This is a genomic window from Flavobacterium sp. UW10123 (assembly GCF_040538975.1).
GTDB lineage: Bacteria > Bacteroidota > Bacteroidia > Flavobacteriales > Flavobacteriaceae > Flavobacterium.
Window position 1 is genome coordinate 20,362 of sequence record NZ_JBEWQE010000015.1, and the last position, 11,630, is coordinate 31,991.

13 protein-coding genes and 1 pseudogene are annotated in these 11,630 nt (G+C 27.6%); 5 read left to right on the forward strand and 9 right to left on the reverse strand.

What is annotated here, in order from left to right; translation table 11 throughout:
• Nucleotides 1-43: 43 nt before the first annotated feature.
• The 3 genes from ABXT06_RS17500 to ABXT06_RS17510 all read right to left on the reverse strand — a co-directional run bounded on the left by ABXT06_RS17500 (nt 44) and on the right by ABXT06_RS17510 (nt 3,379).
• On the reverse strand, nt 44-1,765 hold the full coding sequence (locus ABXT06_RS17500; protein WP_354591891.1) for a hypothetical protein: 1,722 nt from the start codon (nt 1,763-1,765) through the stop codon (nt 44-46).
• 2 nt (nt 1,766-1,767) lie between these two features.
• The gene (locus ABXT06_RS17505; protein ID WP_354591892.1) at nt 1,768-2,859 is read right to left on the reverse strand and encodes a hypothetical protein; all 1,092 of its coding nucleotides are present in this window, start codon (nt 2,857-2,859) and stop codon (nt 1,768-1,770) included.
• Between the two features lie 283 nt (nt 2,860-3,142).
• Nucleotides 3,143-3,379 (reverse strand): helix-turn-helix domain-containing protein, encoded by a 237-nt coding sequence (locus ABXT06_RS17510; RefSeq protein ID WP_354591893.1) that lies wholly within the window; start codon nt 3,377-3,379, stop codon nt 3,143-3,145.
• 153 nt (nt 3,380-3,532) lie between these two features.
• Between ABXT06_RS17510 and ABXT06_RS17515 the strand changes: the two genes are divergently transcribed.
• From ABXT06_RS17515 to ABXT06_RS17525, 3 genes are all read left to right on the forward strand, one after another.
• A complete protein-coding gene (locus ABXT06_RS17515) occupies nt 3,533-4,093 on the forward strand; it encodes a hypothetical protein (RefSeq protein ID WP_354591894.1) in 561 nt (186 codons plus the stop codon).
• A 127-nt stretch (nt 4,094-4,220) separates the two neighbouring features.
• Nucleotides 4,221-4,562, forward strand: coding sequence for a hypothetical protein (locus ABXT06_RS17520; protein WP_354591895.1), 342 nt, complete (start codon nt 4,221-4,223; stop codon nt 4,560-4,562).
• 106 nt (nt 4,563-4,668) lie between these two features.
• The gene (locus ABXT06_RS17525) at nt 4,669-5,379 is read left to right on the forward strand and encodes a hypothetical protein (protein WP_354591896.1); all 711 of its coding nucleotides are present in this window, start codon (nt 4,669-4,671) and stop codon (nt 5,377-5,379) included.
• Between the two features lie 53 nt (nt 5,380-5,432).
• On the opposite strand, the gene ABXT06_RS17530 is transcribed toward ABXT06_RS17525, so the two are convergent.
• The gene (locus ABXT06_RS17530; RefSeq protein WP_354591897.1) at nt 5,433-5,840 is read right to left on the reverse strand and encodes a hypothetical protein; all 408 of its coding nucleotides are present in this window, start codon (nt 5,838-5,840) and stop codon (nt 5,433-5,435) included.
• Nucleotides 5,841-6,407: 567 nt separating this feature from the next.
• Here ABXT06_RS17530 and ABXT06_RS17535 point away from each other — a divergent pair.
• On the forward strand, nt 6,408-6,959 hold the full coding sequence (locus ABXT06_RS17535) for a hypothetical protein (RefSeq protein ID WP_354591898.1): 552 nt from the start codon (nt 6,408-6,410) through the stop codon (nt 6,957-6,959).
• Between the two features lie 46 nt (nt 6,960-7,005).
• Nucleotides 7,006-7,200 (forward strand): hypothetical protein, encoded by a 195-nt coding sequence (locus ABXT06_RS17540; protein WP_354591899.1) that lies wholly within the window; start codon nt 7,006-7,008, stop codon nt 7,198-7,200.
• A 266-nt stretch (nt 7,201-7,466) separates the two neighbouring features.
• Here the strand turns inward: ABXT06_RS17540 and ABXT06_RS17545 are convergent, their stop codons facing one another.
• From ABXT06_RS17545 to ABXT06_RS17565, 5 genes and pseudogenes are all read right to left on the reverse strand, one after another.
• Nucleotides 7,467-8,438, reverse strand: coding sequence for a hypothetical protein (locus ABXT06_RS17545; protein WP_354591900.1), 972 nt, complete (start codon nt 8,436-8,438; stop codon nt 7,467-7,469).
• Between the two features lie 560 nt (nt 8,439-8,998).
• The gene (locus ABXT06_RS17550) at nt 8,999-9,262 is read right to left on the reverse strand and encodes a hypothetical protein (protein WP_354591901.1); all 264 of its coding nucleotides are present in this window, start codon (nt 9,260-9,262) and stop codon (nt 8,999-9,001) included.
• Nucleotides 9,263-9,503: 241 nt separating this feature from the next.
• Nucleotides 9,504-10,112, reverse strand: a pseudogene (locus ABXT06_RS17555) (magnesium chelatase domain-containing protein); the annotation flags it as partial.
• An 82-nt stretch (nt 10,113-10,194) separates the two neighbouring features.
• Entirely contained in the window at nt 10,195-10,605 is a 411-nt protein-coding gene (locus ABXT06_RS17560) for a hypothetical protein (protein ID WP_354591902.1), read from the reverse strand.
• Between the two features lie 28 nt (nt 10,606-10,633).
• Complete coding sequence (locus ABXT06_RS17565) at nt 10,634-11,608, reverse strand: Gfo/Idh/MocA family protein (protein WP_354591903.1); 975 nt, start codon at nt 11,606-11,608, stop codon at nt 10,634-10,636.
• Nucleotides 11,609-11,630: the final 22 nt, after the last annotated feature.

The window sequence follows — 11,630 nt, forward strand, 5'->3', positions numbered from 1 at the left end:
AGTTTTACTTTGATGTGATTATCCTATAATTGTTATAGTTTTTTTATTCGATTAAAAACAATGTTTCTTGCAAATATTCTTGTTGCTTATCATTTAAAGTATGTAATAAAGATCTTTCATTTGCTAAGTCGGTTAAAATCAATTTAGCTTCACCATTCATTATTTCTTTATTATATTCAGATGCAGTTTTTGCGTTTTTCTTAGATTCTGCAAACGAAAAGATTAGCTGATTGTTACTTGGCTTGTTTTTGAATATAAATTCAAGTATTAATTTTCGGTTATCTTCATCGATATCTTCTTTAAAAACTGCATCCATCATAAATGGGAGTATGTGAACATACTCAGTTTTTTCAATTAATTTATTAAAAGCAAAATAATAGGCAAGTAAAGTCTTCAATAATTCAACTCCTTGTTTTGGAAATATCTTCATCTGATACAATAACAAGTATAACTCATTATCAAAAGATTTCACATTTAACTCATCAAGAAAATCTTTGAAATATCCTTTAAAAATATAATCTTTATTATTACGCTCTTTTCTTAATTCGTCATCTGTTTTAAAGGCTTCTAACTCTTTATATTTTTTATTTAACTCAATTGTAGCTTCTCCTATTTGAGACAAAATATTATTTGATAATTGAATTTTAGTTTTATTATCTAACCAAGAAGTGAATGTTAAATCAGCAATTTTGTATTCATGCAATATTGAATAATCTGTTGAGACAATTTCTTTTTTTGCCGACATAGCAATTTCTAAACTATTAATTGCCCCTTTTATTTCTTTAAGTTCATTTTTCAGCTTAGCAATTTCTGATTCAGTATTGTTGAAGTCTTGATAATATTCATAAATATCTTCTATGGAACTTGGCAAATTTTGACGACAAGTTGGACAATCATTTTCTACTGGATTCTCTGTTTTTAAAGCCTTTTTAACGACTCTAAGAATTTTTAATCTTTCTTCAATAAATGTTAACTTATTACATTTTGTTAAATACTCTTTCTCTATTTGTATAAGCTCATCTTTGTTTTTCTTGTAAGACTCTATATATTCAACAGATTTAGTAACAAACGATTCATCTTTTAATTTTGAAAGTTTGAAATCATCATCATATTTCTCTGTATCAGTTAAAAATTTTATTCTACCTTCAAGATTTTTTTTATCTTTTTCTAATTCTTGTTTTTTTAACCTGTCAAATTCGTTCGTTATTCCAAGATAATAATCATAATAGTCCGTTTTAAAGTTTCTAAAAAAATCCAGACCTCTGAAAGATTTCAAAGCCAAAACCCATCCATAGTCTTGCGAGACATAGTACGGCAAAAACATTGCCTCTAACGAAGCTAATTTATATTCTCCGGATGATTCTAAATTTAAATTAAAACCAATTAATTTACTTAAATACTCTTTAAGCAGTACATGTTCCCTTGAATGATTTGCTCCAATACCAGAATATTTAATTAATGGAAGATTTTCTCTTTTTATGTATATAAAATCGTTATCTCTAATGATTGTTAAATTTTCGTCATTGCTACCTTTTTTTAAAACAAAGTCAAGTCTAAAAATCACTCCTTCCTCTAAAATTTCAAATAATTTATGTTTTTCATCATTAATACCAAATGTGTATTGTATCGCCTGTATTAGTGTGCTTTTTCCTGATGTGTTTTTTCCGTGAATTATATTTATACCTTCATCAAATTCTGTATAGAAACTTGTGTTATTTTTTTCACAATAGATAAAGAAGTTTTTATAAATTAATTGAGTTCTCATTTTTATTTTTCTTTAATATATAATACTTCAAAAAGTGAAGCAAATAAGATTGCTTTAATTTGTAATTCATTAAAATTTGTAGTGCAAGTGCTTTGAAATAAATCAAACAATTCCATTACATTTTCTTCTTCCGAAAAAGTGGTAACATTTCCAATTTGTTCTTTGGTAAATTGCAATATTTTTTGATGTTCAGCTTCTTGAATGCTTTTAAATAAATCAAATGCACTATCAAAAGCTAATTCAAAAATTTCCTTTTCAATTGGTTTGATTTGTAATTTTAAAGAAATTTCAGTTTTTCTTAAATGCCAATAATCAAAACATTTTGCCTTCGTTGTTAAAACTTTTAATGCCTTTTCTATTTTATCACTTTCAACTCGTTTTGTTTTGTCTAACAATTGGACTTCATTTCCGTGATTATATATTCCCTCAATTTTTCTAAAAAGACTAATAAGAGAATCTATTGCCGCTCTTTTATCAAAAATTTTATTTCCAAAAACCTCACTAATTTTACCCTCCAATTGATTTTCTTGCTCTTTTGCTGTTGTCGTAAAAGGTATCCATAAAAAATTCAATTTATCAAATTGATCGTGTAGGGTAGTTTCTATAATATTTGTTTTAAAATGCTCTTGGATGTCAGTATGTAAATTTCCAAATTGGACGCTTGGATTATCATTTTTTATAGATACAATAATATCTTTTTTATTGTCTTTTTTTGGATACTTTTTCTTTATTTCAATGGTTTGATTAGTTGAAAAATAAAGGATATGTTTGTATTGATCAGATTTCAAAATTTTATCTGAAATTAAATTTTTACCCGTTTTTAAAAGTTTGTTTAAAATTTCAAATAACTCGGGATTTGCTCGCCAAATGCTGGGCGATTTCTTCTTAGATTGATATGCTTCAATTAAATCAACTTCTTCTTTTTCATTTAGAAAACAAAACAAGAAATCATCATGATGTTCAAGACAAACAAAATAGTCTTTATCTTTAAACTTACTAATATAATTATCTAAAAGTAAATAAATAGCAGTATTTCTCTGTAATGCAAACCCATTATGAGCGTCTGGTCCTGAATTTATTGATTTATCTATCATTTTCCAATTTTGCTGATTTAGAATGTTCGCTAACTATATACTCGATAAAATTTTACAGATCTAATCTAAGTAAAGTTTGTTCACGAATTTTTGTAGTGATTTATTTTCAAATATATAGGAAAAATATTTAATAAAAACCGAAGTATAAAAACAAATAACATTTCTCAAAATATCTCAACTATAATAATAGATATTGAAACACCAAAAATCACTTTGATGTAAAAAGAGAAGATTTTTTTCAGTGAGAAGTTACGGGGTAATATTAAATAAGTTACTCAAAGATTCAATTTTCATTTTCAAATTTAAACAGCCATGATGTTTCAATATCTAAACCCTTAGCCAAGGATTTAATTGTGCATATAGTTGGATTTATAGCACCTCTCTCGATTCTAGTAATCTGAGGTAATGAAACTTCTGCTAAGTTTGCTAGTTCCTCTTGGGACATACCTTTTTCTTCTCGCATCTTTTTTAGATGTTTTCCAAATCTTATTAGATATTCTGTATCCTTGGTATATATCAAAATTTTACAAACTATGATTAAGTATGTAAAATTCCTCTAATTATCGACCATTTATCTAATCATGTATGATTAGTTCATAATGCTTTTTATATATTTGCTGATGAAATTATTACAAAACAATTAAAAGGCTGTCAAATGCTAAATCAAATCACTATGATGAAAACTTATCTATCCACAATGAGGACTATTATTTTGTTACTATTTATGAGCAGTATTGGATATGCTCAGACGCCATCTTTTCCCAATGCTCAACAGCAGGAAGTCAATAGTCAAGAAAATTTATCAGAAGAATACAGCGAATCTAATTTTCTCGGAGAAGAAGAAATTAAGCAAATAGAATCAAGGAAAAATCTAGGAATGATAAAGACTGAAAACGGATGGGAGGCGATTAATAGCAATAACAAAGCAAAAACTTCAAGCAATAATAAGACAGCTATTAATAAAAAACAGTTTGTTGGCAATTATACAGTGAAAATCAATATTGATGGCATGAATTCTACTTTTTACACTAATGTGAGTATAGTAAAAGGTAAACTTCAATTTATTGTAAATGAGGGAGGATCAATAAATTCTTATTATGAAGAGAAATCAGTTAAAGAAATTCAAAAGAATATTCAATACGACTTCAAGGCTAATGATTTAAATAGTGGAAATATTCGTACTTATCATTTTAAGAAAAAAGGGAGTCGTTTTGAGCTAAAATTTAATTATTAAGTTACATTCTAAAAAAGACAGAAATCGTAAAACCTAGCGAGCAAAATCTACTATAATTTCTTAGAATATGAAGCAACACAATAGACTATTGTTAGTAATGCTTATGCTAATATCCATCTGTTTATATATGAGTTTGCATCCTCTTAAATCAGGAGTAGTCGAAATTTTTGATATAAACACGAAGAAGGAAATCAATCGAGAAATATTTGTAGACAGTTATGCTGTAAAAATGAACATAGATGGTTCAAATCCTACTTTTTATGTAAACGTAAAAGCAATAAACGGAAAATTATACTTTACTGTGAATGAAGGTGGAACAAAAGATTTTGATTATGATGAAACATCTTCAAAAGAGATTGCGAAAAATTTAGAATATCATTTCGAGGCTATTGATTCTGATAGCGGAAATAATCGCATATACTGCTTTAAGAAAAAAGGAAATCGTTTTAAACTAACATTTAATTATTAAAATAAAAGCCTAGTTCATTAATCAAGCTTGGAGTTCAGAAACCAAAATAAAAGGGGTGTAATCGAAAAACCAAAAGAGTAGAAAAACAATAATTTTGAAAAAAAATATGAAAACAATAAAAATTTTATCAGCAGTAATGTTCAGCATTCTTCTATTTTCTTGCGGTGGAAAAGGCAATGATAAAGAAGAGAAAAGTGTAAATAAAAAAATAGAAAATGTTGTAGAGGATTGCAATTGTTCAGAACTTAGTGATGAAGACGAATGGGACATTGGGAGTTTAGAAAATCCATACATTATTAAAGGGGTAACAAAAAAAGATAGTAAAGAAATATTTACAGGAGTTTGTATAATAAAAGATCAACATGATACTATAATTAGAAAAAACACATATAAAAATGGTTGGTTAGTTAATGCAATAGTGAAAGAAAAAACTGGTAATGAGTATACAATCATTAAAGATATTAACTATGAAAACGGACAACCTAACACTTATAAATATGTCAAAACTGAGAAAAATAACATTGCCAACTTCATCTTTATTAAAAACTATAAACAATACAAAAACAAGAAGGGAGTAATAGATTACGATATCACAATATTCTCTAATGAAACATTCAGTTTGGCAGCAACTATGCACTATCTGGATGGAAATGAATTCTCGCACAAAAAACCTTATTCACAGCCCACTAGTATGCCAAATTCTTTTAAAACTATTGATGGTGGTTGGAGATTAGATAAACTTTCTCAGGAAGAACTTTATGAAATTTTAGATGGTTTAAAAAAAGAATTTCCACATTTTAATTATTGGAAAAATTAAAGAACTTATCTATAAAAAAAGCGGGATGATTTTCCCGCTTTTTTTTATCTTTTTTAAATTCTTCTTCTAGTAGTCTTATTAGTAAAGATTGTTAGATTAAAAATTTCGTATATTATTTCTGATGTTGTGTAAGCACTGAATTCATCAAATTCTAAGTTTTGAATATCATTCCAATATTTTAAATAAATATACGGTGTACCCTTATAGAAATCTAAAAATAAATAATGTGTGTAATCATATATCCCTAAATATGCGAATTCATTTAGGATTGCTTGATTAAATAAAGTAGTTTCACCTGTTACACTTTCATAACCAGACATTTCAAATCTTCTATGTTGTGTACGATCAAATTCACCTGGCACATCCTCTCTTATTTGTGATGAAATACCAAATGATAATCTTTCTCTAATAAAATTTAAAACTTCTTCCTTTGATTTTGTTTTTAAGATTTCTGCTGTCATAATGTTTTTTAGTTTTATAGTTATGGTAAATTTACTTTATGATACAAAAGTATTTTAAAGATTTTTTTTAAGCTATTGTATATATGAAAAGAATCATAACTCACACTCATGAATTCATTTTTCAGGTGTTTATACGTAGGAAATAACTTTTATTAATCATAATGCTATTAGCATCTTAAATTTTAATTTTACACTTATTCTATCTTCGACACTAATACCAGAGCCTTTCATTTGATATTGTAACTAAGTTCAACTTGAATCGGTAGCTTTTCAGCAAAATAATCAGTTTAAGTTAAATTTAACATTTCTCAAAAATACCTCAAATGTAAATACATACCTCAACACTAAAAATCACTTTATTGAGGTGCAATATTTCCAAATTTTTCTTTCTTTATTTAAAAGATTCTTCATTATATCTTTGCCAAAGAAATCAACAACAATATCCCTAAATAGCCTTTTAGATATTTAGAATTCAAGCAATTATAATTAAAAAATTAAAAAGTCACATTTAGTGAGAGTGGATTTCTATGCTTAAAAATTAGTAACAATTTAAAACAAAATAAAATTATGATGAGAACACATTTAAACAATTGTCCAATTTGCGCAAATAATAATGCATGGTTAAATTTTTTAACTTCAAACAATGTGAAGTTTAATTACGTAGAAAATGAACAAGTAAAACCTATTGAAACGAAAGTCATTCAAGTAATGCCCAAAGAAACTTTACAAACAAAGTTTAACAACTTTTATTGCGGACCCGAAAAGAACGGTAAAACTTCAAATGTAAATGTACTAACTAAGTATTTGGGGATAAAAAATGGAAAGAAATCAACACTTAAAACCGAATTCATTTCTACAAAAAAAGAAACACTTTATAATGGATTTCAATTGTCATTAAAAGTAATAGATGATGATGTAACTGTCATAATGAAAAAAAATGAGACATTAGAATTAAAATGTTGGTCGGTTTCACGTATTACCACTTTTATGAAAAAGAAAAACGAATCTATAACAGAAAACGATATTAGGACATTACTTGCAGATGGTTATTTACAAGTAAAATTTAATGTTTCGATAATCAAAGATCATGGGACATTATGGAAAGTTTTTAAGAAATAACTAAGTAATAAAGAACAAAAAAATCTATCAATAAAACAAATTAAATATGTATAAAGCATACGGAAAAACTGATAATTGGGGGAAAAGTATTAAAATAACTTATAATGACATATTAATATATGAAATGTTTTACTTGGATATAGAAGAAGGAGTAGACGAACCCGAATTTATTGATAAAATCTTTGATAGAGAAATCGCAAAGCATCAAAGAAATGAAAGAATAGATTTATTATTAAGTTAAACAAAACTACATTTGATGATGTAGTTTATAATTCCTAAACATGGAAAACATTTTTAACAAATTATCATTTGATGATAATAGAATAAAGAGCAGAAATACAAAACTGAATAGTATTCTAAAATGAAAAGCGATTTGATATTAATCAAATCGCTTTTTTATTGTTTGGGCGCAAATAAAGTTGTTTTGGGAGGTTATTTTGCGAAATATATAATACTAACTTTCTGCTCAGATTTAGTTCTATTAGGAAGCGAATTTTGATTTACTCTTTATAGAAAAGAAATCTCAAAATCTATATTTTCATATTTACTTTTACAATAATCAAGTATTTCATAAACTTCTCTATCTCTTACTAACAAACAATCGTGAATAGGTAAAGCGAAATCAGTCGGGATGTTTTCAAGTAAATCATCAATCCATATTTTACTTTCTTCTCTTTGTAAATAAGAAGAAGCATCTTTATAATTTTTGGTTTTTAGATTTGTAATAAACTTTGATGCAACAGGAAACAAAACGTGAATTTTATAATTCGGGACATATCCATTTGAGTTTAGGAAATACATAAACAAATCTTTTGCTTGCTGTCTATCTTTAAGTTCTAAATTTTGAACCAAATAATTATAAAAATCTAATTGAAATGCTTCTTTGTATCTCTTGTCAATTATTCCTTTGTCTTTCATAATATTCAAGAGTAGTTTAGGTTGCGAGCATTTTGCGTCTATAATTGCATATCCTTTATTTTTCAAGTCTTCTTTATAAATTGGTATTACAGGATGATGTACCCTTCGTCCAAAAGTATCTCTTGAAATTTTTCCCTCATAACCCAGTTCAGCCATTGAGTTTTCAATTATAGAGTACCATCTGTATTTTCTTTTGTTATCAAAATCTATTTCTTCAACAATGCCTTTTGAAATATCAATTAGGAATTTATATTTAATACAAATACCTCTCGATACGTTATAATATTTCTTTTCTATACTTTCAAACAATAGTTGTGGGTGTTGTTCAATTCGACTATATGGTTTAATAATCTTTGCTTCTTGTAAAGCATTTAGGGTTCTTTTATAGCGTTTATTTATCTTTTCCAAATAAGTAGATGGAACAGGAAAATATTTGTGTTTATTTTGTCTTTTAGACATCAAAGTCAATGCAGTATAAATTTTATAACCGTTTTTCTGTGCCGTTTTATTTCCAATTTTAGAAATACAATTAATGACTTCTTGGGGTATAATAACTTTCATATAATAAATTCTTTTTTTATTATATATAAAAGTGATCTAATTTTGTTTCCACTTATTTTTTAGAAACTCACTATTAAATTTTATAAACAAGTCTATCTATAATATAAAGTAATATATATCATCATCTTATTGTTGCTCGCTTTTTAAGCTTCTTGAAACTTCAATGTAAATACTTTATCGTATAGATGAAATCAAAAAAAGAATGGAAAAACCATTCTTTTTTTGATTTCAGTTTAATCTTTCAATTTTTACTTTTAAAATGTCTATTTGAATTAAACACCTCAACTTTTCTTTCTTTTTTATATCGGTTTCTGACTGTAACTTTTCTTTATTTATAGCAATCTTATCTTTCAAGTTTTTAATTTTATAATAGTCAATCATTCATCTTTTCTAATTTTTCTATTAGAATTACTTCCATCAAGTTAAACAGAGTATGTTCGTTATAAAGATGTAAATTTTTATACTTGACTATTTCAGTAACCTGTTTTTTCAGTTCTCTTTGAATTTTAGACTTTGATACATTTAGAATTTGTCGCATTGTTTCAATATCATAATACTTCCTATTTTCTTTCATTAAGAATGTTACCATCTGCTTGTATCTTATATTTTTTTACTAATGAAAGGTACTGAGTAATCAAGTCATCTATACTCTCACCATCATTTTCCACAGTTTCATTTTCTTCGTCACCATAATCCATTATTTCATCATATTCATCGCTGATATCTTTACGACAATTGGTTTCTTCTTCCGGAAGCTCTTGACTTTCTTTATCGTATTTCTCAACAATAAACTTGACAAAACTGGTGTGCAATCTTTTTTTCATTTTCTTTATTTATTTTTTTTGAGTTGATTCAGTTCAACCTTAAATTATATATAAAACTGAAAATGTATCATTTTTAATAAGATGGATTTTTTACAGTAGGTAATAAAAGCGCCAATTTTGTTTATACGGGTCAGAGCAAAAAAATACATTATAATGTTGTAAAAAAATAAAATTACAAGACACAATTAAGACACTAATTAAATTATTAATAGTAAAATGTTATTTATCAAGAACTTAAATAAATGCTTTCCTGTCCGCGAACATCTGAAAAATCATGCTCAGGAAAATCAAGTGTTTTATAGAATTCAGCTCTTGTGTCAATGACAGTAGGTTCTAGTGTTCCTTTTCCTTTAAAAAAATCAATTATTTCTTGCAAATTAGAAACACCATAAACATCTAAACCTGCTACAATAGCCGCTTCTTTTACATTCTGAATCGGAAGAAAAAAACCTTTATAACCTTCTTCTTTAGCTTTGATTGCAATAGGTAATGCTCCACGAATAGGCTGTAAACTTCCATCGAGAGAAAGCTCGCCCATAATAATATATTGCTCAATTTCAGGCGCTTTGATCTGATCTGAACCAACCAGAATTCCCATTGCCAAAGTCAAATCGTATGAAGAACCCTCTTTTCGAAGATCGGCTGGCGCCATATTGACCGTAATTTTCTTTCCCGGAAAAGTAAAACCGTTATTTTTTAAAGCCGCGGCGATTCTAAAACTGCTTTCTTTTATTGCATTATCTGGAAGCCCAACTAAATGATAACCAATTCCTTTGTCCATATGTACCTCAACTGTAATCGTTGTGGCCTCAACTCCAAAAACGGCGCTTCCGTAAACTTTTACTAACATAAATAAATTCTTATAAAAAGTAAAAGTATTTAATTAAATAGAAGTAAAAAATATTATTTGTAAATATTTTACTACTTTATATTTAAAATCTATTTATGTCATTTTCTTTGTCTAACCATTTCTGATCATCTAAGTCTTTTTCATATTCAGATGTTCCGGTAAAACCATATTTTTCAAGCTTTTTCAAATAGGGAGTATAATCAAAAAAAGGTTCGTTCCACCCTTCTGTTTCCCAAACACTATCAACTACTGACGCCAACCATCTTGGTGGTGGATTATATTTCTTAAAATAAGCAATTCTTTTTTCAGTTGTTTGACAATTTTCTTCAAACCAAATATAAAAACAGTCACAAAATTCATCACCACTTCCATATCTCCAAATAATACTGTAAGGATGTGAATCTGGTTTATAAATCCAATGTGGAGGCACTTCTCCATATTTCTCAATAAACTCATTTATTTTATTCGCTAGAAATTCTGTTTTTTCAATCATATAATTACACTATTACAACAATAGATATTTAAAATGGAAGTTTAACTTGAGTTTTAATCTCCTCTACTATTCTACTCAAATCCAAACTATTCTGATGCGACCAAAGTTTACTTTCAATTTCATTATTGAGAATACAATTTTGACATTCAGTAATTTCGTGAGAATATCCTTTTCCTAAAGTTGGCAAAGTAAAAGTGGCTTCTTTTTCTTCATTAATAAATAAAGAATAACCATCGGCAACATACCACGGAGCATTTAATTCTATTCGCCCTCTTGTTCCTGAAATAATCGCTTTCATATCAGATTCAGAAACTATCGAAGCATGTAAAAGAGATTGAGCTGTTTCGTATTGCAAAATCATAGAAGTCTGCAAATCTATATCGTTTTTATGCTTGATTGCTTTTGCTGCAATTTCTTTTGGATATCCTAATACTATGTAGGAAAGAAATAAAGGATAAACGCCAATATCAAACAATGCTCCTCCGCCCAATTCTTTATCAAAAAGCCTTTTGTTTTCTGTTTCACTTCCGCGAAAGGCAAAATCGGCTTTTATATAATTTACGTCTCCTATTATTCCGTTGCCAATTTTCTGAAGAAGATCTTGAACCGAAGGAATAAATCTTGTCCAAAAGGCTTCCATAAAAAACACATTATGCTTTTTTGATGCCGCTATCATTCTTTCTGCATCTTTATAAGACAAAGACATAGGCTTTTCGCAAAGTACATGTTTACCACTTTCTAATGCTTTTATAGACAATTCGGCATGCGAATTATGAGGAGTTGCGATATAAATAATCTCAACTTCTGAATCGTCAAAAAGCAAATCATAAGAATTGTACATTCTTAAAGCATTAAATTTTCCTCCAAATTCCTCAGCTTTAGTAAGATCCCTTGAAGCAACTGCCGTCAGTTCAGCGTTTTCAATCAATAGCAAATCTGATGCAAACTGACTTGCAATGTTTCCTAATCCTACTATCCCCCACTTAATACTTCTATTCCCCATACTTATATTATAATCATCAAAA

What these genes read in the sequence shown, in the direction of transcription:
- ABXT06_RS17500 (WP_354591891.1), bottom strand. Translation starts at nt 1,765, where the DNA reads ATGAGAACTCAATTAATTTATAAAAACTTCTTTATCTATTGTGAAAAA.
- ABXT06_RS17505 (WP_354591892.1), bottom strand. Translation starts at nt 2,859, where the DNA reads ATGATAGATAAATCAATAAATTCAGGACCAGACGCTCATAATGGGTTT.
- ABXT06_RS17515 (WP_354591894.1), top strand. Translation starts at nt 3,533, where the DNA reads ATGATGAAAACTTATCTATCCACAATGAGGACTATTATTTTGTTACTA.
- ABXT06_RS17520 (WP_354591895.1), top strand. Translation starts at nt 4,221, where the DNA reads ATGAGTTTGCATCCTCTTAAATCAGGAGTAGTCGAAATTTTTGATATA.
- ABXT06_RS17525 (WP_354591896.1), top strand. Translation starts at nt 4,669, where the DNA reads ATGAAAACAATAAAAATTTTATCAGCAGTAATGTTCAGCATTCTTCTA.
- ABXT06_RS17530 (WP_354591897.1), bottom strand. Translation starts at nt 5,840, where the DNA reads ATGACAGCAGAAATCTTAAAAACAAAATCAAAGGAAGAAGTTTTAAAT.
- ABXT06_RS17535 (WP_354591898.1), top strand. Translation starts at nt 6,408, where the DNA reads ATGATGAGAACACATTTAAACAATTGTCCAATTTGCGCAAATAATAAT.
- ABXT06_RS17540 (WP_354591899.1), top strand. Translation starts at nt 7,006, where the DNA reads ATGTATAAAGCATACGGAAAAACTGATAATTGGGGGAAAAGTATTAAA.
- ABXT06_RS17545 (WP_354591900.1), bottom strand. Translation starts at nt 8,438, where the DNA reads ATGAAAGTTATTATACCCCAAGAAGTCATTAATTGTATTTCTAAAATT.
- ABXT06_RS17550 (WP_354591901.1), bottom strand. Translation starts at nt 9,262, where the DNA reads ATGAAAAAAAGATTGCACACCAGTTTTGTCAAGTTTATTGTTGAGAAA.
- ABXT06_RS17560 (WP_354591902.1), bottom strand. Translation starts at nt 10,605, where the DNA reads ATGATTGAAAAAACAGAATTTCTAGCGAATAAAATAAATGAGTTTATT.
- ABXT06_RS17565 (WP_354591903.1), bottom strand. Translation starts at nt 11,608, where the DNA reads ATGGGGAATAGAAGTATTAAGTGGGGGATAGTAGGATTAGGAAACATT.